This is a genomic window from Marinomonas phaeophyticola (genome assembly GCF_026966905.1).
In the GTDB taxonomy this organism is placed as follows: Bacteria; Pseudomonadota; Gammaproteobacteria; order Pseudomonadales; family Marinomonadaceae; genus Marinomonas; species Marinomonas phaeophyticola.
The window spans coordinates 76,663-99,553 of sequence record NZ_JAPUBN010000024.1 but is presented as its reverse complement, the minus strand read 5'-3'; the positions used below and the strand labels follow the sequence as shown (position 1 = coordinate 99,553).

Annotated in this window: 13 protein-coding genes; 8 read left to right on the top strand and 5 right to left on the bottom strand. The window is 36.7% G+C overall.

What is annotated here, in order from left to right:
- Nucleotides 1-19: 19 nt before the first annotated feature.
- Genes O1D97_RS18760 through O1D97_RS18750 form a run of 3 tightly spaced genes read right to left on the bottom strand, consistent with a single transcriptional unit; the run spans nt 20 to nt 5,247 of the window.
- Nucleotides 20-916: a phosphoadenosine phosphosulfate reductase family protein gene (locus O1D97_RS18760; protein WP_269127733.1), complete on the bottom strand. Its 897-nt coding sequence runs from the start codon at nt 914-916 to the stop codon at nt 20-22.
- Nucleotides 909-4,298 (bottom strand): DUF6079 family protein, encoded by a 3,390-nt coding sequence (locus O1D97_RS18755; RefSeq protein WP_269127732.1) that lies wholly within the window; start codon nt 4,296-4,298, stop codon nt 909-911. Before O1D97_RS18755 ends, O1D97_RS18760 begins: the two co-directional genes overlap by 8 nt.
- Nucleotides 4,291-5,247 carry a DUF4007 family protein gene (locus O1D97_RS18750; protein WP_269127731.1) on the bottom strand — a complete coding sequence of 319 codons (957 nt, stop codon included), beginning with the start codon at nt 5,245-5,247 and terminating at the stop codon, nt 4,291-4,293. The genes O1D97_RS18755 and O1D97_RS18750 overlap by 8 nt, the downstream gene beginning before the upstream one ends.
- Before the next feature lie 206 nt (nt 5,248-5,453).
- Here O1D97_RS18750 and O1D97_RS18745 point away from each other — a divergent pair, with 206 nt between their 5' ends.
- Genes O1D97_RS18745 through O1D97_RS18735 form a run of 3 tightly spaced genes read left to right on the top strand, consistent with a single transcriptional unit; the run spans nt 5,454 to nt 14,090 of the window.
- Entirely contained in the window at nt 5,454-7,262 is a 1,809-nt protein-coding gene (locus O1D97_RS18745; RefSeq protein ID WP_269127730.1) for a hypothetical protein, read from the top strand.
- On the top strand, nt 7,255-8,769 hold the full coding sequence (locus O1D97_RS18740; protein WP_269127729.1) for a methylation-associated defense system protein MAD7 family protein: 1,515 nt from the start codon (nt 7,255-7,257) through the stop codon (nt 8,767-8,769). Before O1D97_RS18745 ends, O1D97_RS18740 begins: the two co-directional genes overlap by 8 nt.
- Entirely contained in the window at nt 8,766-14,090 is a 5,325-nt protein-coding gene (locus O1D97_RS18735; RefSeq protein ID WP_269127728.1) for an FtsK/SpoIIIE domain-containing protein, read from the top strand. The genes O1D97_RS18740 and O1D97_RS18735 overlap by 4 nt, the downstream gene beginning before the upstream one ends.
- On the opposite strand, the gene O1D97_RS18730 is transcribed toward O1D97_RS18735, so the two are convergent.
- A complete protein-coding gene (locus O1D97_RS18730; RefSeq protein ID WP_269127727.1) occupies nt 14,017-16,053 on the bottom strand; it encodes a DNA phosphorothioation-associated putative methyltransferase in 2,037 nt (678 codons plus the stop codon). The genes O1D97_RS18735 and O1D97_RS18730 overlap by 74 nt on opposite strands.
- 241 nt (nt 16,054-16,294) lie before the next feature.
- Complete coding sequence (locus O1D97_RS18725) at nt 16,295-16,816, bottom strand: thioesterase family protein (RefSeq protein ID WP_269127725.1); 522 nt, start codon at nt 16,814-16,816, stop codon at nt 16,295-16,297.
- Nucleotides 16,817-16,912: 96 nt separating this feature from the next.
- Here O1D97_RS18725 and O1D97_RS18720 point away from each other — a divergent pair, with 96 nt between their 5' ends.
- The 5 genes from O1D97_RS18720 (at nt 16,913) to O1D97_RS18700 (ending at nt 22,891) form a co-directional block, all read left to right on the top strand.
- The gene (locus O1D97_RS18720) at nt 16,913-17,869 is read left to right on the top strand and encodes a GlxA family transcriptional regulator (protein WP_269127723.1); all 957 of its coding nucleotides are present in this window, start codon (nt 16,913-16,915) and stop codon (nt 17,867-17,869) included.
- Nucleotides 17,870-18,143: 274 nt separating this feature from the next.
- Nucleotides 18,144-19,034, top strand: a complete 891-nt coding sequence (locus O1D97_RS18715) for a beta-keto acid cleavage family enzyme (protein ID WP_269127891.1) — start codon at nt 18,144-18,146, stop codon at nt 19,032-19,034.
- Between the two features lie 22 nt (nt 19,035-19,056).
- Nucleotides 19,057-20,025 carry a 3-hydroxyacyl-CoA dehydrogenase NAD-binding domain-containing protein gene (locus O1D97_RS18710; RefSeq protein ID WP_269127721.1) on the top strand — a complete coding sequence of 323 codons (969 nt, stop codon included), beginning with the start codon at nt 19,057-19,059 and terminating at the stop codon, nt 20,023-20,025.
- Between the two features lie 115 nt (nt 20,026-20,140).
- Nucleotides 20,141-21,787: a BCCT family transporter gene (locus tag O1D97_RS18705; protein ID WP_269127720.1), complete on the top strand. Its 1,647-nt coding sequence runs from the start codon at nt 20,141-20,143 to the stop codon at nt 21,785-21,787.
- Between the two features lie 108 nt (nt 21,788-21,895).
- The gene (locus O1D97_RS18700) at nt 21,896-22,891 is read left to right on the top strand and encodes a GlxA family transcriptional regulator (protein WP_269127719.1); all 996 of its coding nucleotides are present in this window, start codon (nt 21,896-21,898) and stop codon (nt 22,889-22,891) included.

The following is a 22,891-nucleotide window of genomic DNA, read 5'->3' as shown; positions in this document are numbered from 1 at the left end:
AATACAACATTCATCCTAATCATTTATAGCATGTTACACAAGCCCCACCGCCCTCAGCTTCATCGTATATATCATCGAGCTCACTGAATTCGCAATAACCTTCTTTGTCGTCTAGAAGAGCATTGCGACGCTTTTTCTTATTAAAGCGTTCAACTTTTTTCTCATGATTCTCAATAATGCGTATTTGTACAGCTGGTTCCTCTAAAGTCTCAAGAGGCTGCCCTTGTCCCATCCAATAAAAACGTTCTCCTACTGTTGTATTGTTAGCATCGCCTTTTTCGAAGGCTTTTGCTTCCTCAAATAAATCTGGGTGTTTCTCCATAAGCTTTACCCATTCAATTTTTCTTTGGTAAAAGCAAAAAGTACAACCCGATCGAGAGCGCCATTTATAATATTCCGGAAGCTCTAATCCATTACGTTGAAGAATGTTTTCAATATCACTTCTTACGATGCCATGCTCTCTGAATGGAAAGACTGATTCAATGGGTTTTTCTATCGTCATGTAACCAGAGCGTTCAGGCTCATCCGCTCTAATACCAACATAGTTTTTTATTTTGTAACCGTCTTTAATAAAACTATCTAACCATTGTTCAAATGGTTTTAGTTTCATTTGAACTGTACACCACCTATCTCGTTGAGATGGTAGATAGTTCCCATGCTCTTTTAAAAGGTGAGCGAAGTCTTTTTCTCCACGTCCTTCAATATTATTTAAAGATCGTGCATTTAAACGGTGTATATAGCCTAACTTTTCTTCAAGTTGATCTATAAACTCATTTGTTTCGGGTAGCTCATAGCCTGTATCAGTAAAAAAATACTCTACATCTAATTCTGGATATGTCTCTTTAACGAATAGGGCTAAGGCACTACTGTCTTTGCCTCCAGAAAGTCCCAATACATGTTTAACTTTTTCAGTCATCAATTACCTCTGATTCTGTTTGATCCATCAAGTTAGCTAATAAGTGCGTCAGTGCTGCAAGCTGCTTTTCTTTAGGTATATTTGATATAGATACTTTAATACTATTTATTGCGTCTTGCACATCACTATCATTATCTAAGTTATGTTTTATAAAACTACCGAATTCTTGATGATTGCCATTTTTATCGGTGGTAATAAATGAGAGTGGCTTCGATGTGCCTTGTGTTTGTAAGTTACCAAACGACTCAATGCGTCTAAATTGTACACACAAGTTTTGTAATTCGTCGAATCCATTACGTAAAAATTTATCCGTCCAATTTCGTTCAGGGACACCTGTCAGTATATTGATCACAAATTCAAATTTAGCTTTGCCTTCAATGTATTGTGATATACGTTTGGCTAAATCTTTTACTTTTGGACGTTTAGCTATTTTTTCTACAAAATTACAGCGTTCTTTTAACTGATCGTTAAAATCTTCTCCCAACATGTTCTTTATAACTTCTTGAAACCCTGTAAGTAATGTTTCGTGTTGGGCACTTAAATCCTCAATTGCAGTTTTTAAATTGTGACCAAGTTTATCTTCTAGAGTAGGGTCGTCTTTCTGAAAACCAAATACTGCAGGTAGGTCATCAAGTATTAATTTATATGGGTCATTGGCTGCAATCACTTTATTTCTAAAGTCTCTTGCTTGTTTTGTTAGACCGTTTGCTTTGCTATTTGTGAAACTTTCACCGCTGGTTTTTTTAACCCAAGTAGGGAGTTTATGAACAATACCGACGATATGTTTGGCTATATTTAAAATGACGGCATCATTTTTAGTCTCTCCAAGAGTTGCTTGTGCCAGATTATCAAGTAGGTGACTTTGTATTTCAGAAATTTCAAAATACCTTACACCTGCTTCATTAGGATGCTTATATATTTTGTTGACTAGCTCTTCATCAAGTTCAGGTATAAAAATAAACTGGTTAGTAGAGTCCCAGTCATAAAATGCAACTTGGCCTTCAAGGGCTTTTAAAAGCGCTAAGCCATAAATCCTGCAAAGACCCGCTGTTAACCCGTAAGGCGGTAGCATCCACATGTCATAAAGTTCTGCCATTGTTACTTGTTTGTGAGTAGAGTGTTTTTTTATAAACTCGAAACCACTTTCAAATAATGCATGCATCTTTGGATTTGCTGCGATTGCATCGTGACTCCAACTATTTGGAAATAAATAGCCTTCAGATGTTTCACAATGCCATCCCTTACTTTTTAAACATGATAAATATAAACCTTTCTCTGGTGGAAATGTCTTTTCGTCAAAACCTAAATCATGTTTGTCACCGTACTCAAACATAGCATTCATTAACTTACGGATAGCGCTATTGGCGCTACCTGATGGTTTTGAGCGATTGACTAGTTCGTTTATTACGGAAGGCGATTTAAAAAATATGGAATCCGCAATATCAGATGCTATTTTAGTTAATGGAGAAGACGGTAATTTTTTTGCACAATAAGTCCAATTTGCATTTGCATATGCATCTTGTAAAGCTGCATCAACGTTTGTTTGCGTAAACTTAATACGATTTTCAAGCTCATTTTTAGCGATTAAGTCGTGAGATATTTTTTGCTCTTCTTTAATAATTTGTTTTAAAGCGATTAGTTCAATAGCTGAATTTTTTAAAGCGTTTAGATCTTTAGCTGTTCCTATCACTGCAAAGGGAGTGTTGATTGCATATTCTTGTATAGTTTTAGCTAGAGAGTCGTTCGCACATAAAATAAACGTCGCGAAAGCTTCACCAGTTTTTGGTATTGATACGATATTATCAATTGTTTGCTCGTTAAATTTACTTAGTAACTTAGTTGTAGCCCAGCGCATTGTGCCTGTTTTGTGATAATGCGCTGTAGCTAAAATACTTTGTGGAATATTACAGGTTTCAGTCCAGTCAATACCATGACTGATGGACTCGATTCTCTCATTTATGAGGTTGTTTATATCTATATCACTGCCCTGAAAAATAAATAAGGCATCATGTTTCTGACGATAGATGATAACTGTGCTTGTTTCTAATTCTGTAATAGCTTTTTCAATGTCGTTAGAGTTGAAGCCTCTATGAACAAAGTACTCTTTAATAAAATCACGCTTCGCATGGAGCTGATGATGAAAGCCAAAGATCGTAAGTAGGGCAATTAATTTTGTAATAAGAATATGAAGTTGATCACCATTTTGTTCGGCCCTATAAATCGCATCACATCCTTCTAGCCAAGCTTTACTGTCTTGAGATGTGACAATAAGATGATGTAAGTTGTGATAGAGATAATCCCAGTACATTTCTGGGCGGTATAAGCTTAGCTCTTCATGAGTTTCTTTATAGTTGTTTTCTAAAAATTCACGAAAACCACACTTTTCATGAGACGCTAAAAAACCAAATAAACTTCGCTCATTTTGAGAAAAACGTCGACGAGAAACAGGGCCAAGTAGTAGCCCTACAATAGGATCTAATGGAAGAATGTTACTGAGAGCGTTAACGTTTCTATTTTGATTTGCGAAGGCTGAGCTAACAACGTCAACTAAACTTTTATGTTTAGTCTTAATGGCCTGCGTAATATTAGGTGACCGATGGATTGAATCGCCTACTAGAATGAGAGACTCATCAATTGACGGGTTAAAGCTTAAATCTCGATAGCGTCCTTGAACTTTACTCCATTCTTGTTGGGTTTTAAGATCTTTATTTTTTGCATATTCAGAAAAAGCTTGATGTAAAAAACCGACTAATAAAACTGGGTGTTTAGCTTGCTGTACTATATCAGCTAGAGACTGGAATAAATGAAGGTCTTTATTTGAACGAGACTGATGATCTAGCGCTTTGCCCATTTCATCCAATAGAATTAAAACGCCATCTTCGCCGTCCGTATCTCTTTGAAGAAGATCTTTGATTTTAGTTAAACATTCATCGTCGTTTAGTATTGAAATTTCTTCTAAATTAAAGGGAATGTTATAGGCAGTGAGTAGGCTTTCTAGAATACTGTTTGCAGGTGCTTCAAGACCACAAACGTGATTTATTGTTTTCCACCCGTGAGTAATATTAAATTTCTGCTCGAGATTAGTAATAATGTCTTGAGAGTTGATAAGTTTCTGTAATGCATGCTCTCTTAATTCTGTGTCAGTGGACAACAGGCAAGATAAGAATAACGCTACAGTTGATTTGCCTGAGCCATATGGACCGGTAATGGTATAAGAGCGTTGACTACTGCTGTTATATTCCCTGCTAATAGTGTCAAGAGTATTTATTGCTGTACCATGGAAGATAAAATCATCAATAAAAGGTTTGAAATCGAGACTATCAATATCGATGCGAGTAGAGCTTTTATATCGTTGATTTATTGAGATCATAGAGTCAGACATTGTACTTACCATAATAGTTATTTAGGTAATTGATGGTATTATTTTTAGCGGTATTTGATACGTTTACCTGCCTCAACCCTAGAGAGTCAACCCACGATACTTCTTTATTTGTAAATTCTTGAATTTCATCTAGTTTTTGACCTAGGCCAGACTCTGAAAGACGAAATATTCTTCCAGGTGAGCAGGGTTTAGTGAGTAACGAATCAAAATCAATTGTACTTACATTAGACTCTTCTGTTTCAATTTTAAAAAATTCCAATAAAGCAAAAGTGAAAACCTCAACAGGCAATTCAGGCCTTTCACTTAAATTGCTGATATAGAAGCCGCCCCCATTTTCTTGTATTAAATTTAGTTCTGAAAGCGGAGAGGTAAAGTGGTCTTCATCCACCTTAGTACTTTTTTTAGATGTTCCGGTGTTAAGCTTTTTACTGTATGTGTTCAAAAAGCAATCGATATCTTTTTTAATTGTAGAGCTATTTCCAATCTCATTTTTTACTAAGCGTTTTGCATCTTCGTAACAGTCATCTACAAGCTTTGATTTTTCAAAGTGCTGTACATTCGCATAATTAAAAAAGTAACGGTAAGCGGTGAGTTGATCTCTGTTAAAATTTAGCCAAAAATGCAGTAGCCAAATTGAACCAGCTAATTCTAGGTAAGGGTCTTTTCCACTCTCATCAAGTCCATTACCAAAAAGGTATACACCATTGTCTGATATGACATGACTATATGAGCCATTTTCTCTTTCATTTTTAATTATATTACTTGATTCAGCCCAATATTGAATAGCCTTAACCATATTTTTCCCGACACCTAGCTCAACAATTGAATGACGAATATTTTCTTCGTCAGAGCTCGAAAACTTGCCGTTTGAATTCAAATGATTAATAGCTTTAAATAACCATCCATAACGTAAAGGGAAGGTGTCATGTCCTGTAAATTTAGCTTTCATGCTTGAGACTACTCCTGGAGAACTTGTCCAGAGGCAATGATATATTGTTAAGTTGATTGATTAAAGCTATTTTTCTTGTTTAACTGTTTTTATATACAGTATTGGCTGTGTAAGTTTATATTTAAACCCTTGATAATTTAATTTAATATGTTTATGACGCCATATTATGCAATGCATTAAGTTTTAGATTCAGAATAGGGATAATTATGATTTGGAAGCAAAATAAGTGGATTAAATATTTAGAGGGGTATTGTCAGGGAAAGAATCAGATTCAAGATGAATATGTTAGAAAGGTTGCATCAAGCTTAGGACTTGGTGAGCCCTTAGATATACAATTTGAATGGCAAAAACAAATTACTCAGCAGTTTGAACCTGAAGATGCTCACGGAGTAATAATACTCACAGGAACAGCCGGTGACGGAAAAACTAAGTTATGTAGAGATATTGTCAAACAAATAGATGGTGATTCCTTCGATGAGGATAAATGGAATGCTAAAAGCTATTTTTGTTCTTCGGAACGCACTATAGTCAAAGATTTTTCAGAATTGCAAGATGAGAAGTCGTTAGTAATTCAAGAGCTATTAAACGTTTTAGTTAATGGTGTTTCAAATAAACCGATACTAATTGCTGTTAATGATGGGATTTTAGTAGAAGAAATCGACAATTTTATCTTAACCTCTCAAAATGAAGAGTCTGAAAAAAGAGCCTCTCAGCTAAAAGAGATCATTGAAGACAAAATTAATCTTGGTTTTAGTAATTGTGAGCAACAAGAGCTAATTAAGCTAATTAATTTATCTAAGCTCAATGCAAAGGAAAATTTTTCTCTAATATTAGATGAGATTATCGAACATTCTGGTTGGGAAGGCTGCGACTCATGTGAAGGGAAGATTACGACTACTTGCCCAATTTATAACAAATACAACCTTTTAAAAACGCAAAAAAACATAAGGGATAACTTAAGTGATATTATTCTGTTACTTCAGTTGAATAACGAACACTTTACAATTAGAGAGTTACTAAATTTAGCCACTAATACAATTTTAGCATCTACTCCTAAGGCTAAGCATTTAAGAGCAACTAAGAAAGATACAAATTATCCTATTTTTAATTGTACGCGAGTCAGCAAAGCTAATTCTTTTGATGAATTTGATTACGAATCAACAGTAGAAGTTGGTTTTTGGGGTATGAATCTTGGACAGCATAAGATGAACAATGCAAGACCATACTCTGAAATCAATAAATTAATGTTCGGTGAATTATCTACAAACCATTGGGATAATTATCTTAAAAATAAATCAGAAAGAAAAATTGCAATACCTCTAGATGACTTTAATGATTTATTTAATTCCAAAAAAGCTAATGACTTGGATATTGATTCTGAATTATGGGGAGCAATTGTTAGACGCTCCAGAATCCAACTTTATTGTTATCAAAATGGTGATAATAAGGCATTAGATTTACAAAAGTTTTCAAGTTTTTCATACTTCAAAAGCATGGTTTTTGATGAGCTTCAAGAACGCGATAACTGTCATAATATTGATTTAATCTCCCTCATTGTATTAGCACTTAATAGAATCTTTCATGGGAGGTATATTTCTGAAAATACAGGTAAAGATCGACTTTATATACCAGAAAAAGACCAAGGTTCTATCACGCCTATATCAATATTTCATGGAGATGAGATAAGAGATAGAGATATTTATATTACTAAAGTAAAAGGTGATTTTGAGCTGACAGGATCACGAATTGAACCTGTTATTGTATTTGATATTGATAGGAATACTTCTTTGAAGCTTTCTTTGACAGTTGAGTTATTTGACTTTTTATACAGAATATCTAAAGGGTCCCCGCCAAACACAACCAACCCCAGACTTTACAAAAAACTACTGATTTTTAGATCAAAATTAGCATCACAAATTAGCAATACTAGTAAATTAAGTGGAAAAAGAATTGAAACATATACGATAAAGGATGGAGAGTTTAGAACCTCAACCCTAAAGGTGAATCATGGATAGTTTACACACATACTCTTCAGAATTGATGAAAAAATACGGAATCAAGCATATTCCAATTATTGAAAATATGTGGGGACATAGGTTCAGAACAGATCAAACACCTTCAATAATTTTCTTTGAGTTATTATGCGTTATTGAAAGCCAACTTCAGGCTAAACGCGCAGGGCTAATAAGCTCAATTTTCTCTCCAGACAATAAAACTCTATATTTTAAACATAGGCAGTTTTTTAAATTAAGAATTTTAATTTATCAGAATGAAATATTAGAAACACTCATTAACTCAGACCTTTCAGAGGAAGATAGGTGGGAGCGTCAATTCAAGTATCTTAGAGGGATAAATGGCGAGTTATTCCAATTTAAAGATGAGGATATAGAGCATTTGAAAAGCAGCTTTTCTTCTTTTGAAAGCTTCTATAATGCTATAAAAATTTTAAGCTCATTAACTTTTGACCCATTATCAAATAAACGATGGACATCAAAATTTATTTATCCGATTTCATCTGACTATATTTGGTGTGATTTTGATAATAGAAAGTCAACAGAAGATAGAAGGTTCTTTTGTCGGGGTGGTGAATTAGCGTATTTAATGCTTTGTAGAGCAGGAAATGAAGTTTGTGGAGAGTTAGAAAAGTATTTTGAGCTATGGCTAGATAAGCAGGATAATTCTTTCGCAAAACTAGCTAACCTTTTAGTTCGTGAAGAAGAAAGGATTCAATTACGTGAGGAAAGCCGAAAAGATCTAGGTTATTTACCTTATCAAAAACTTCCTATTTTTACAGACTTTGCGAATGATCTTTCAAAGGTATTATCACTTGAACTAGAAAGGTTAGATAAAGTTAAAGTTATGATTGATATGGTAGGATATCACATTGGTAATTATGTTCTATCTATAGGTGAAACTTACCATAAATCCCCAAATCCGGCTGAATTGAAAAAACCTTCTTACCTTGTCGAGGTACTTTCTAAGGCGACCAACAGTATACGAAAATCATCTATTCAGAGTATCTCAGCACAACGTAATAAGTTAAAAAGAAGTTTGACACTTCGAGCTGATGAAATAATAGATTTATACGAAGACGTTATAGATTTAGAGGAAGAAACTGAGAGGATAAACAAATCTAAGGAAGAGTTGTCATACGCTGAGTCCTATTTAGCTAGCCATATTTCAAATTACTCTAATGTTTGTTTTAGACAAATTGGCTTTTTGTCAAAAAAGAATACTCGTAGCTATAGATATGTTTTAACTGAAGATTTTCTCCACTCTCTTGTAGTTACCATTCTTGGGAATGAGAAACGAGTAGAGTTTAGTAATTTCGTTAAACAACTAAGAGTTCAGTATTCAATCTATGTAGATACTTCACCCGATAATGAACGTGAATTGATTCAGAGGGATTTAAATCGAAATTCAAAAAACTTGGCGAGTTTGCTCTATCAAATGGGAATGTTAAGACATTTATCTGACGCATGTAGTTACGTAATAAATCCGTACAGGGAGGACTCGGTATGAGATCATTAGCAAAGTATTTTTATGAGATAATCAAGAAAGAATATAACGATTGGCTAAATTCAAATAGTGGTAATGGTATCCCTGGACGATTAATTTTAAAGGAATTTGACACTAGATTAGTTCGAGAAATTCTTTTAAATATTAGTGAATCTGGTGATTTTCCTATTGTTGAAATAGGATCTCCTGACGGCTTTATTATTGCTGTAGAAGACCATGAACACTATCAAAATGTTGATGTTAAAAAGTATACTTTTGCAGACCTTGCGCATGAAAGAAACAGAGAAGGAAATTTTTTCTGTTTAATGTTTATTGCTGAAATAAAGCCAACTCTTGAGCAAGTTTCGGGTATTGATCAGAGTACTGTTTTTGAGCTAACAGAACTAAAAAGATGGGTAGCATTAGCTAAAAACCAACAACAAGATGGTCAAGCATTCGTAGATGAGTATATTGAAGAGCTAGCCAGGTTTGTCTCCGAATTAACAAACTCCAAATGGAGTAACAGACCGTTTATTGAAATTGATAAAATAAATGCATTTATAGAGGGGGTAATTAAGGCAACTATAAAAGATGGCTTGTTTTATGATGCCCTAGGGAAAAGTTGTATTAACCTTGGTGGTATCAATCGGCTGAGTGATTTTCTACCTTTAAAAACCTCTGGTAGCGCGTATAGAAGAATCTTTAGAAGCATAGTCACAAAAACTTTATTGAAAGATATCGAATTTTGGAGGGCTATTCATAAAAATAAAGAAGTTGAGCTTGATGAAATTAAAGAGAATTTAAACAGTATTAGGGAGAGTGATCCCGATTTTAATGAATTCTGTGAAACAGTAGATAAATATTTTGAAGCTTATTATCAAGGAAATAGAATCGATGAAAAGACACAAAGAGATGAGCTACAAAATAATTTTGATTGTTTATATCCATACGGTTCAGTCCTTCAAGCAAAGAATGTTAAACCTAAATTTTATTTAGGTGAAGAAACAATTTCCTTTTTTGCTGATAATGATATTTCTCTGTCAGAAGATTTCACTGAGCTGTTGGGTTTAGTTGATAAACCTGCACAAAAGCCCGATATAAATGAATTGCGAAAGTTTTATTTTATTTATTCAAAGGATATATCAGAAAGTTCCAAATTAGATAAAGCTTGGCTTAAAGAAATAACTAACTCAAAAGAAAATGTATGTAATGATTTGATTGAAGGTGTCTTAGGTGTCTTATCAAAATCTCTGTTATTAAAAGATATCGGTGATGACATTGTAGAGTTGAGTTTAGCAAAAGATAGAACGAGAAAAAGCTTAGAAAGAAAAAACTGGTACGCCTTAAATTACTTTAATAATGAATATAAAGACTTAGCGGACTTTTGGTCAATGTTTGGTGATAACTTTAAAGTTAAATTTGGTAAGGCATTTAATGACGAGTTTGCATCCTCTGTTGATCGTAATAACAGAAAGTATGGTGATGGAAAAGCTGCTAACGAGCTTCATTTTCGAATTATTAGACGTTCACAAGAAGATGAGACTCCGATAGATAGTTGGGAATTAAAGTGGGTTTTTAACCCTTTTGGATTTGAGTCTTCGAAATATTTAGATTATGAAAAAGTCTCAGGTCGTAAAGGATTCTTTCATAGGCATTCATTATCTTTAGATCCACTTTTTATAAAAAGATCTGAAAATATACCGACAATTAATAATATCCATATGTTTTTAGCTGTTAGCACTAGTATGAAAAAGGGTGCTGTAGTGAGAAAGTTGGATAAAGAATCTACTTTGTTTTTTGATTTGTTATCGGAGCTTCAAAGTCATAAATACGTGAATAGTGAAGAGTTTGATTTTATTCAGGCTAGTTACCAAAGCTTTACAACAGAATGGTTAAACTCTATCGAAGAGCTACTTCAACATCCCATTTGTGGAAGCTTTACAAAATTAGAGCAAGCCCTAGAAGTTCTCCTTAATAGTATTAACTCATTAAATATTAATAAGGAAAAGTCCAACGAATTAGTTTATGAGTTGATTTCCGCTCATACAATTAACATTACTGAAAATTCAAATTACAGTGTTTACCTACCTTGGTCTCCTTTCAGTCTTTTAGCACAGTTTAAAAGAAACTCGATGCTGAATAACATAGCTAAGCAATATAAAGAAAGAACATTAAGTATTGCTAATAAAAGTGATGGTGTACTAGCAAAGTTATTTAAAGAGCTATTGGAAAATAATGGGAAAAGCTTTTATTTAAAGAAAACAAAAGAGAATACTTTTGAAGATTTAGTTTCTACAAAATCTAATTCTGGGTATTTTGAATTCGGTAAGCTAAGCACTTCGAAAAATGCTATAAGTGATTCGGAAATAAAATCAGTAATCAATGCTACAGCGTTTAAGTTTTTAGAAACTTATCCTAACGAAAGACACCATCTACAAATTTTATGTATAGGCTTATTCTCATATCAACACCTCTTAGCTGTTTATGATGAGCTTCTTAAGATTTCTGATAATCATGAGGAAGAATTGTCTATTTCACTAGCATTTAATTGTAGTGATAGAGGTGCACTTGATTCAATTTATCAAACTATTTGTGAAAGTTTTGATTCTTCAAAAGTAGATTCTAATATCACTATTAAAATAGTAAGCAATATTAATGAAGTTGAAAATGGGGAAATAGATTTAATTTATAATTTTGATCCTTTATTTTCTCATAATAAAATTGCGACTGTCCCACCTAAGTATATAGAAAGAGAATTCGGAGGTTTGAATTGGGAGTTCTGCTCTTCTAGAAAAGTACCTTCAGATCCTGTTTCTAGAAAAACACAATTTTCTTTGAATAATCATATCCTAGATAGAACAGGAAAAATTTTTCATTCTGCTTTCATGAAGTCTAATAATTTGGATGAAAACTCTTCTTTTTGTAGGGAAGTTAGCCAAACTGGATTGAAGGGAGAAATTTCAAAGGGGTTGAATAAATGTAATTGGTTAGTTATTTATGATTTCTTATTAAGCAAAGAGACTTTAGCTGCATGTAGTAATGAAGAAACACCGAATAACCGAAGGGTCTTAAGATATATACAGGGTGAGGGAAGTAAACGTTCCCTCGCTATTATTACTGATAAAGAAACTCAGTATATTACTAAAAACTTAAATACTGACCTTAGATCGTGGCAGTTGGTTCATCCAGATAAAGTGCCTGCTTTAGTAGAGAAAATATTTACTTTATCGAATTCATTTAGCAGCGATACATTACTTAGGTCTGTAGGCAATGGAAACTTCTCCCACGATCTAGTTGGAACCGCTGGAGCTGCTTCTCTTTTAGAGGCTCTTTATGAGCGTCAAGATAAAATATCACCAATTTTTTGGGTTCACTTAGATGATTACTTGACTTGGTTTAAGTCATCAATAGAAGATGATGCATTTAAATCAATTGGGCGAACTGTTAATTATCTTTCTGATCTACTGGGAATTTATATTTCAAAAGGTGAAGATGGTACAGCAGAAATTAACTTAATAATTAGTGAATCTAAATTAACTAAAGGCTCTGAGGAGCAATCTACTAAGTCGTGTAAACAAATCAAATCTACAGTTGATTTGATTGCTTCAATGCTAAGTTCTTCACAAGATCTAGATTTTGAATACTGGTTAAATAAATTTTATGAATTTATTGTAGGTAATTTTAAATTTGTTCCTAATGAGTTTGAATTTGAAGACTTAATATCCTTGGATAAAAGTAAAGTTAAAATAAACGTTTCTGGGATTTCTGTAGTATTCCATTATGATAATGTTCATATGGAAACTACCTCTGATCCTGTTTACGACAGTAAACATTTACTTCAATTGAAGGTTAGTACGGATGATACAAAATCTATTTTTGACTCGATACTAGATCATAGTAAAACCGTAAATTTATTCAATGATTGTCAATTTACTCCCTTGAAGTTAAATAGGAAAAATCAAGATTGCCTTACTGACGACCATCGCGAAAAGGCATCTAAAACATTATCAGCAGAGTTAGGCTTATCAACGATTAAAAATAATGCAGAGAATGTGTCTGAAACAGATAACTCAGTTGAAAGCAGTGAAAGCATGCATTTAGCCAATAACGTAAAAGATCCTACTTCACATGATAGTGATGCTTTGCAGTTAATTAGAATTTGTGTTGATTTTTTAGAAACTAACACTAGTCAGGAGATAATAAAGGAACTAGATATCTCTACAATAAAGGGGAATATAAGAAAAATATTTGGTCATGCAAATTTGCCTTCAAATTTTTCAGATACGTTTGTTACTCCTAATTCTATTGTTATAAAACTTCATGGAGACGTAAACCTTAACCCATCTAAGGTTCTGAAGTTAAAAGACAACTTTTTATCTGTTGTAGGGTTATCTCTACGTCAGGTTTATCCTGCACCAGGAGTAATGGTTTTGATTTTCAATCGAGAAAAGAGAGAAACTGTTTATTTTGGTAGATTGGTTAATTCAACTTTGGTTTCTAGAATTAGCACTATTAAAAATGATTTTAATAATAAAATTATGTTGGGTCAGGATGAATATAGTGAAAACGGAGTGTTTTTTAAACTCGATGGCGCAAGCCCACATGCATTAATAGGTGGTCAAACTAAGTCAGGTAAGTCTATATTGATGAATAATATGATTATTGATCTCCTAATGACAAATTCGCCAAATAATTTACATTTAAGACTTTTTGATCCTAAGCAAGTTGAATTTGCAGCCTACTCAAACACTCCGCATCTTGCCCATCCTGTAGTTCTGGATAAAGATGATGCGGTTTCGAGGCTCAAAGAGTTAGAAAGTTTAATGAATGAGCGTTATAGGCATTTAATGAGTCTAGGGCTGAAGGATTTTGAGGCTTATAATAGAAAGTATCCAAATGCCAGGATGGCTAGAGAAGTTGTTTTCTTTGATGAATTGGCGGATTGGATCTTAGATAATGATTTTAAAGCAGAAGCCAAAGACATTATTGTTAGACTTTCTTCCAAAGGACGGGCTGCGGGAGTGCACTTAGTTTTAGCTACACAGCGTCCTAGTGCTGATGTGGTCTTTCCTCTATTAAGGGCAAATTTAGATACAAAGATAGCTCTTAAGGTAGATAGAGATCAAAACTCAGAAATAATACTAGGCGAATCTGGAGCCGAAAACTTGCTTGGCTATGGTCATGGAATTGTCAAAACTGAAGGCGAAACTCACGCAATTCAAGTAGGTTTTACAGAGCCTCATATCTTTGATGAGCTTGTTGGACTAGTTATTACTTATTGGAATGATAAAAGCGATACCCCTTCAACGACATATGATTCGTCTCTAACATTGCATAAAGGCTAGCTTGGTTTAAAAATTCACCAGTATTGCTGGAGTTACTGAGTTCTAATTGAAGGCGTTTATTAAACGCCTTTTGTTTTTTGTAATCTTCAAACGTATCATCAATATAGTCAATTTTATTAAGTAGTAGCGGTCGTTTTTCTTCAACTAAGTAATCAAAAAAATCTACATCCTGATCTGCCATTTTTATTTTCACACGCTCTTTAAGCTGTGGAAGAGGGGTATCATAAAACCCTTCATAACCAAGCAGTGTTACTTTAGCTGAATGTATATGAATTTTAATAAGTTGAATATCATCAAGCTCACCATACATTTGTAGTGCTGCGCCAATATAAACACGAAGTACTAATGGTAGTAATGTTATAAAGTCTTTATGTAAGGTCAGAGAATGTGGCTGTTCATTTTCGAAGTCTATTTTACTAGCAGGTAATAGCTTTGCCGCCTCTAAACACAAAGATTCTATCAGTTTACTATCAGCTATCTGAAAGAGCAGCTCTGCTGCTTGGTGTTGCGCTATTTTGTATGTATCGAAAAAGGCTTTTATATCGCGTTTTAAATCGTCGGGTTGTTGTGTGTAAGGCTTGCGTTTTTCAAACATGGCAAGTGCAAAGTAAAGTAGTAAATCTTCTTTTCTCATCGTTTCCGCTGTTGCTAGCTCATCCTTTTCAAACCAGTTTAAAATGAGTTTCAGTGCTTTTTTATTTGAGCCAATGACTTCTTTTATTTTGTCGCTTTGAGCGAATTCATTATTAGCAGGACAGCGACCAAACTTTAAGCAGGCTAACCAAAAGGATTCAAAAAGTGCCTGATGTTGAGTGAATAAAATACGAGCTTGTTCTTCATTTACAGGTTCTGGCGCTGTTAAGTACTGCCACTTATAGGAACGTTGATGTCTATTTTGTAGAAAGTGTTGTTCAAGCTGTTTATCTTTAAATATGTAATAAATACCAGGCGCAACGGCTATAGCACTTTCATCAAGACTCATCTCTATAAAGGCTTTAAGCTCAGCCTGCGTATAGTATTTTTGGAAGGTGTTACGACTAGTTATTACACCATCCTTATAGGGTTGGAATTGGCTGATGAGGGACTCGTTTCCTAGCATAGCTGAGACAACAAGCAGTCTCTCAGTAAGTTCCCAAGCGCTAATTAATGCTTCAACTCGCTCATCTCTATCTTCTATAACATTAATGACAAAACCAAGGTTTACAATTTCAGATCTTACTTTATCTGCATCTGGCCTATAGTTTGGGTCCCAGCCTAAAGCATCAATATCATGAGCCTCTAGCTCTCTTAAATCATCGCCACGACCACAGCCATAATCAAAAATAGAATAGTTTCCTGATAGAAACCCATTCTTAGCGAGTGTTTTTAATGGTGATGAAAGCTCATGGCGCACAATCGCGGTTAAATGACGGTCTATTACTTTATTGTTCTCTGTCGTCTGAATCGCTGAACAGCGAAATAATCGCCCATCGAGAAGTTCGTACCCCTTTTTAGTTATTAAACGTTCCCATGAGTTTTTAAAGCCTATCATGCGTGTACTTTCATACAACCCTGCATGTTCTCCTTCATTGGTAATATCACAGAACAACTGATAATAGGAGCTGCTAGGAGAAATCATGGTTTCTTTGCGATGCAAAATAGGAGGGTTGTCAGTATTTTCATACCTAGTGACTTTATGACTGAGTTTTACTAGGTCGACACTGACGCTTTGTTTTAATGATGGGTATGAATCTGTATAGAAAGCAGGATAACTTAAAAGAGAAAGTCTGAACTCATTTTTAAATAATTTTATAAGGTCATAGTCTTCTTCATTTACTTTTAAGGCTTGTGCGACCACTTTAATAAATTTGACTAAGTCAGCAGGTACATCAATAAAGGCATCTTTATGAAAATAGATCGCATCAGGCAATTTTTTTGCTGTTTTTACCTGTTTTATAAGTAATTTGAATTGTTCAGCATTCATAGCGTTCTTATTTTAAGAGTTATAAATCTGAATATACATAAAACAGAAAGTAACAACAAATTTTCTTTCTTTAGGTGTTTCATTCATTTGAATGTTATAAAAGCTTATCTGTAATAGTCTTTATTATTCAGAGTAGACTAGGTTCATATTTAAGCTCTCTATATTTGACATTCTTTTAAACCAAGCACTTACGAAGTATTGAGAGCTTGGTTTATTCCTTCCTTATCTTCAGTTAGCATTTTCACTTACGCTTTAAACTAATCCCTTTACCTGCGTTCATTGGTGCTTCCAGTGCATTGTGGCTGTCTTGCATTGATTCCACTAGGGTGGCTGTGGTGGGTAGGAAGGGGGCGGCTCTGTGAAGTTCCATATTCATATGTAAGAGTAAGGTTTCCATGGTGGCGAGCTCGTCGTTGGCTTTACCGTGGTACATGGTCATATAGAGGCGCAGTTTCTTGTTGTCGCTTTCTAAAAGCTGGCCTTTGATAATGATAGGTTCGCCTTCCATAACTTCTTTTAAATACTGCACCATGCTTTGCAGTGTGTAGATAGAGACTTGATGTTCTGATCGAAAGTCTTCGTTGAGGCCGATGTGAACCATGAAAGCGTCAATTGCTTTACTAAAAGCGACGACGTAGTAGGCATCGTTCATATGGCCGTTATAGTCTATCCAGTCAGTGAGTACATCACTTTCAAATAAATTGATCATTTGAGGCATTTGGGTTCCTAGAGAGTGAAAAGTGGGTGTTAGGAACTTAATCATAAGTTGAAAATGAAAAACCAATTGTCTAAATGCGTATACTAATTGATTTTTTTAGACGGAGTTGAATAGGCTCAATCATCAAAGGTAGGGGGTTAAGTGTTTGGAGATCGTTTAAAGTCTGGGCCGCAAAGGATTCATTTTTTATTAATTCCTGGCTTTTCTCTGTTTGGCTTGACGTCCATGTTAGACCCTTTGCGACATGCGAATAGCACCAGTGATAGCGTCTTGTATGAATGGTTGTTGGTCTCTGAGACGGGAGGGTTAATCAGCAGTAGTGACAGTATAGAGATCATGACCAATGCCAGTATTAAAGAGGTTGACCGCTGTGAAACCTTGATCATTTGTTCTGGTGGTGATCCTTGGTTATGGACTACGGCCGCTTTACTGGGCTTTATTCGGCAACAAAATAATTATGGTGCCGATATTGGCTGTCAAGATACGGGGGCCTATATTGCGGCGGCGGCTGGGGTATTGGATGGTTATAGAACCACTATGCATTGGGAAAATTACGAAAGTACAGTGGCCGCGTTTCCTAAGGTAACGTTTGTGCAAGAGTTGTTGGTGATAGACAGAAAGCGTTTTTCTTGCCCAGGTGCATTGTCTGGGTTGGATATGATGCTTTATTTGATCTCGACTCAATATGGTAAAGCGCTATCAACTCTGGTGGCTGATGAGCTGGTTTATACCCATCAAAGGGCTCATACGGAACCTCAAAGGCGTTCGTTACAAATACGATTAGATAGCCGTAATGCAAATTTAATTGAAGCCGTGCAGCTTATGGAACAAAACATTGAAGAGCCATTACTTATTGCTGAATTGGCGGCGCATGTTGGGGTTTCAGGACGAGAGTTAGAGCGCTTATTTAAATCCCATCTAAAGCAAACGCCGAAGGCATTCTATCGTCATCTTCGGCTAGAAAAAGCCCGCTGGATGCTGCAACAAACAAGAAACAGCGTGACGTCCATTGCGATTGCCTGTGGTTTTGTTTCCGTGTCTCATTTTACTCGTAGTTATCAACAGGCGTTTTCAAAGAAACCAAGTCAAGAGCGTTAGTGCAGTTTCAGAACGCGATTTTATGTTTTCTCTTGTTATTTTTTTTCCTATTGTTACGTTTTCCTATCGTTATGTTTTTTCTATTTTTAGGATGTCAGACCATTTTGGGCTTTGTTGTTTTTTTAAACAAGACGAAGGTTTTTTGGGCTAAGAAACATCGATTTTAGGCAAAAATTAACTTATTTAATCTGTAACTTCTATTAGCGTTGATGGTTAGAGCGATCGCTATGTTGTCGCTTTAGTATGTATTGAACTAATAAAAGAGCCTTAAATGATGAATCAAGACGTCATTATCACTTGCGCTGTCAATGGCGCAGCGGATACCGCCGCACGCAATGCCAATGTCCCCGTTACCCCTGAACAAATAGCTAACTCGGCTATTGAAGCATGGAATGCTGGAGCGGCTATTGCCCACATACATGTTCGAGATCCTGAAACGACTCAGGGTTCAAGACGCGTTGAATTGTATGCCGAAGTTTGTGAACGTTTACGGGCGTCTGACTGCGACATCATTATCAACTTGACCGCGGGAATGGGAGGAGACTTATACATTGGTCCTGAAGAGAACCCAACGGCCTTTACTCAAGACACGGATCTGGTGGGTGCCCATGAGCGCTTAATTCATGTGGAACAATTACAGCCTGAAATTTGCACATTAGACTGTGGCTCTTTGAATTTTGGCGACAGTAACCTTGTTTATGTATCAACACCGGACATGCTTCGTATCGGTGCGGCTCGCATTAAGGAGCTTGGGGTAACGGTTGAATTAGAAATCTTCGATACCGGTAATCTGTGGTTTGCATTGCAAATGATGAAAGAGGGCCTATTAGACGATAACGCTATGTTTCAGTTATGTCAGGGGATTCCATGGGGAACTCCCCCTAATTTTGCGTTACTGAAGGGAATGGTGGACATGTTGCCAGCAAATACAAATTGGACGGCGTTTGCCTTGGGTCGTAATCAACTGCCTTGGGTGGCGCAATCCGCCTTACTGGGTGGACATGTACGGGTTGGATTAGAGGACAATTTGTATCTTGGTAAGGGCGTATTAGCCACTAATGGTCAATTAGTCGAGCGTTCAGTAAATATCATTGAAAATATGGGGGGGCGCATTCTTAACCCTACTCAAGCTCGTGAAAAATTACGCTTACGCGGCACTCAATAACGATTTAGCTAGGAGATAGATAATGACTCGTCCTAATCCAAATGAAGTAACAAAAGTGGGTGTCATAGGAACTGGCGTAATTGGTGGTGCCTGGGCATTGCACTATTTGCGCATGGGAATGCAGGTTGTCACGTATGATCCTGGTCCGAATTCGCAAGCAAAGCTGCTAGAAATGGTGGATCTTATTTGGCCAACGATGACTAAGCTAGGGCTTAGAGAAGGCGCAAGTAAGCAAAATTTGAGCTTTGTTGATACCTTGGAAGACTTGGTTCATCGGGTTGAGGTAATACAAGAAAGTACACCGGAGAGACTGGATGCGAAGCGAAACTTATTTGCTGAGCTTGATCGCATTGCCCCACCTGAAGTTGTCATTATCTCGAGCACTTCGGGGTTTGCCATGACGGATATGGCCGTCGATCTTACTCAACAACCAGAGCGGTTTGTGGTAGGACATCCATTTAACCCTCCTTATTTAGTTCCGTTTTGTGAAGTCTGTGGTGGCGAAAGAACCAGTCAAGATGTCGTGGACTGGACGGCGGCCTTCTATGAAGCAACCGAAAAACAAGTTGCGAAAATGGATAAAGAGCTGCCTGGCTTTATTGGCAATCGTTTGCAAGAAGCGCTATGGAGAGAAGCGCTGCATATGGTGGCAAACAATGAATGCTCTGTGGAAGACATAGATAAGGCGATTGCCTATGGACCGGGTTTACGATGGGCCATTATGGGACATTGCTTAACGTATCACTTAGGTGGCGGCCAAGGCGGCATGGCGCATTTATTGGATCATTTTGAAGAATCATTAGAAGCCCCTTGGACCCGATTAAAAGCCCCAAAATTAACCCAACAGTTGAAAGATGACATGGTTGCCGGTTGTCTCACTCAGGCGAACGGTGCTTCCATCAATGATTTGATTCAAGAGAGGGATGACTGCTTAATTCGGATTATGCAGACACTGAAAGAATACCGTGAAGAAAAGGGGATACAGCGTTAATGGCGCGGTTTTAATCGCGGTAAAAAAGCATTAAAAGCAAGGACGCTTTTAATAATGGAGCCTTGCTATACAGACAAAAGAAATACAACAATTATTATAAATGGGGAACATGCTTATGTCGTCTAATTTGAAATCCGGTTTTGAGTCATCTGAGTCGGGGGTATTTAAAGCGGAGAAATTAGCAAAATCTGGACTGTTTAAAGGCATGCACAAAGGTATGACCATCTCGTCTACCGTATTGGTGCTATTGTTTGTTTTATTTACAGCGACAAATACTGAGTTGGCTGGATCACTCTTTGGCGCAGTAAGAACTTGGATTGAAGTGACTTTTGGTTGGTACTACATGGTGACGATTGTTTTTCTGATCGCTGTGTGCGCTGTCATTGTGTTTAGCCGTTTTGGCCGTATTCGACTCGGTGACGATGACAGTCGACCTGATTTTAGTAATTTTGCTTGGTTTTCCATGCTGTTTTCGGCGGGTATCGGTATTGGTATTCTTTTCTTTGGGGTAGCAGAACCCATTTTCTATCTTGATAACAGTGGGGCTTTTGGCTACCCCAATAACCCCTATGCTGATATGGCTGGCGCGGGTGAGATAAATTATGACCGAGCGGTGGATGCATTAAGAGTGACCTTTTTTCACTGGGGATTTCATGGTTGGGCTGTCTATGTGATTGTGGGGATGTCGCTTGCTTATTTTGCCTATCGTAAAAAACTGCCATTAGCGTTACGTTCTTCTTTATATCCTTTTATTGGTGATCGCATCTATGGGCCAATTGGCCACGCGGTGGATATTTTCGGTGTGCTCGGCTGTGTTTTCGGCGTTGCAACGTCTTTAGGATTAGGCGTGAGTCAGATGTCCGTTGGTTTAGAACGACTTATCGGTGTTGATTCTGGTATTACGACCCAGCTGTTGTTGATTGTTATTATTTCTATTGTGTCTATCTTGTCGGCACTTTCGGGCGTGGGTAAAGGGATTCGGATTATTTCTCAATGGAATATTGTCATTTCTATTGTGGTTATTGCCTTCTTCTTGTTTGGGGGGCCAACCACTTGGTTATTAGGGGTTTTCGCTGATTCTTTAGGTGACTATCTGGTGAATTTTGTGCCTATGGGGTTATGGTTTCCTGAAGAGGAAGGCCCAGCAAATTGGCAAAATGGATGGACCGTATTTTATTGGGGGTGGTGGCTTGCTTGGGCACCGTTTGTTGGTTTGTTTATTGCTCGTATTTCCCGTGGTCGTACTTTGAGAGAGTTTATTATCGGGGTATTGCTTGTGCCAACGGTTATCATTTTTGTATGGTTAGGCATCTTTGGGGGAACGGCTCTGTATCAAGAACTCGTGGCGACAAATGGTGTGGGTACCGCAGGCATTATTGATTTGGTTAATGCTTGGAACCTCCCAGCGGCTTTGTTTGCCAGTTCTGATGGCATCTTTGGTGATGGTGTTGTGGGTTGGTTAGTTTCCGCCATGATGGTGTTCTTGTTAATGAGCTGGTTTGTGACCTCATCGGATTCTGGTACCTTGGTACTAACGACGATTTTATCTTTGGGTAATGAAGAGCCACCTAAAACATTCCGTATTTTCTGGGGGGTAATTATTGGCTTCGTTGCGGCGGCACTGTTAGTCGCGGGTGGGTTAAGCGCGTTGCAAACAGCCAATATTGCGGCTGCTCTGCCTTTAAGTTTTATTATTATCATTATGACCTTGGGGGTTTTGAAATCTCTATTTGAAGAAACTAGGAACGCTAATAAGCAATAAAAAACAGCAAAATCATAGGCTTGAATGAACATGTTCGGATATTGAAGCTTGCTAATAAATACGACATGCTGCTCTGGTGTGTCGTATTTTTTATGGAGAGAAAAATACATGACTATTGATGCTCCAAGTGAGACTTCATCCTTGGTTGCCGATGATGACGGTGTTTTCACCTTATCCTTTTTGCTCTTGCCTGAGTACGCAATGGTGTCTCTGCTGTCTGCCATTGAGCCTTTACGTATTGCTAACCGTTTGGCCCAGAGGCAAGTCTTTCGTTGGCAATGTTTAAGTGAAAATGATGCGTTAGTTACGGCCAGCAATGGCATGGCATTGCAGCCCTGTAAAAATTTGCATTTGGTGGATCGACCTAGGAATTTATTTGTAAACGCCAGTTTCCACCCAGAGCACCATATTAACGAAGACACTATTCAATGGTTAAAACGTCTGCAACATAAAACTGGGGTAATTGGCGCGTTAGATACCGGTTGCTATTTATTGGCGCGGGCTAAGTTGTTAGAGCGACGTAAAGTCACACTTCATTGGGAAGCCTTACCGGCGTTTAAAGAGACGTATCCTCAAATAGAAGTGACCCATGAGTTATTTGAGATAGATGGTCACTGCATTACCTGTGCTGGTGGTGCGGCGGCAAGTGACATGGTGCTGTATTTGATTACGGAGTACTGTGGTGCTGAGTTGGCTAAATTAGTGTGTGATCAGTTGATAAAAACAGGAGTGCGGAAGCCATCTGACAATCAAAAAATGGATTGGATGAAAAGAATGAATATTCACCATCCTAAGGTGTTGAAAGCATTAACGTTAATGTCCAAAAATATTGAAGAGCCGTTATCGTCAAAAGACATTGCGCTTGTATTGTGTCTTTCTGTTCGGCAATTAGAAAGGCTTTTTAACCAGTACTTTAAGTGTTCTCCTTCTGCCTATTATTTAGGGCTACGCCTGGAACAGGCAAAGCAATTATTGGCCGATAGCAGCTTGAGTATCTCTGAAATTGCGATGGCAAGTGGCTTTAGTTCTACTGCTCATTTTAGCCGTCGCTATAAAGAGTGTTACGGTATTACCGCTTCTGGTTATCGATTATTAATCAAATAA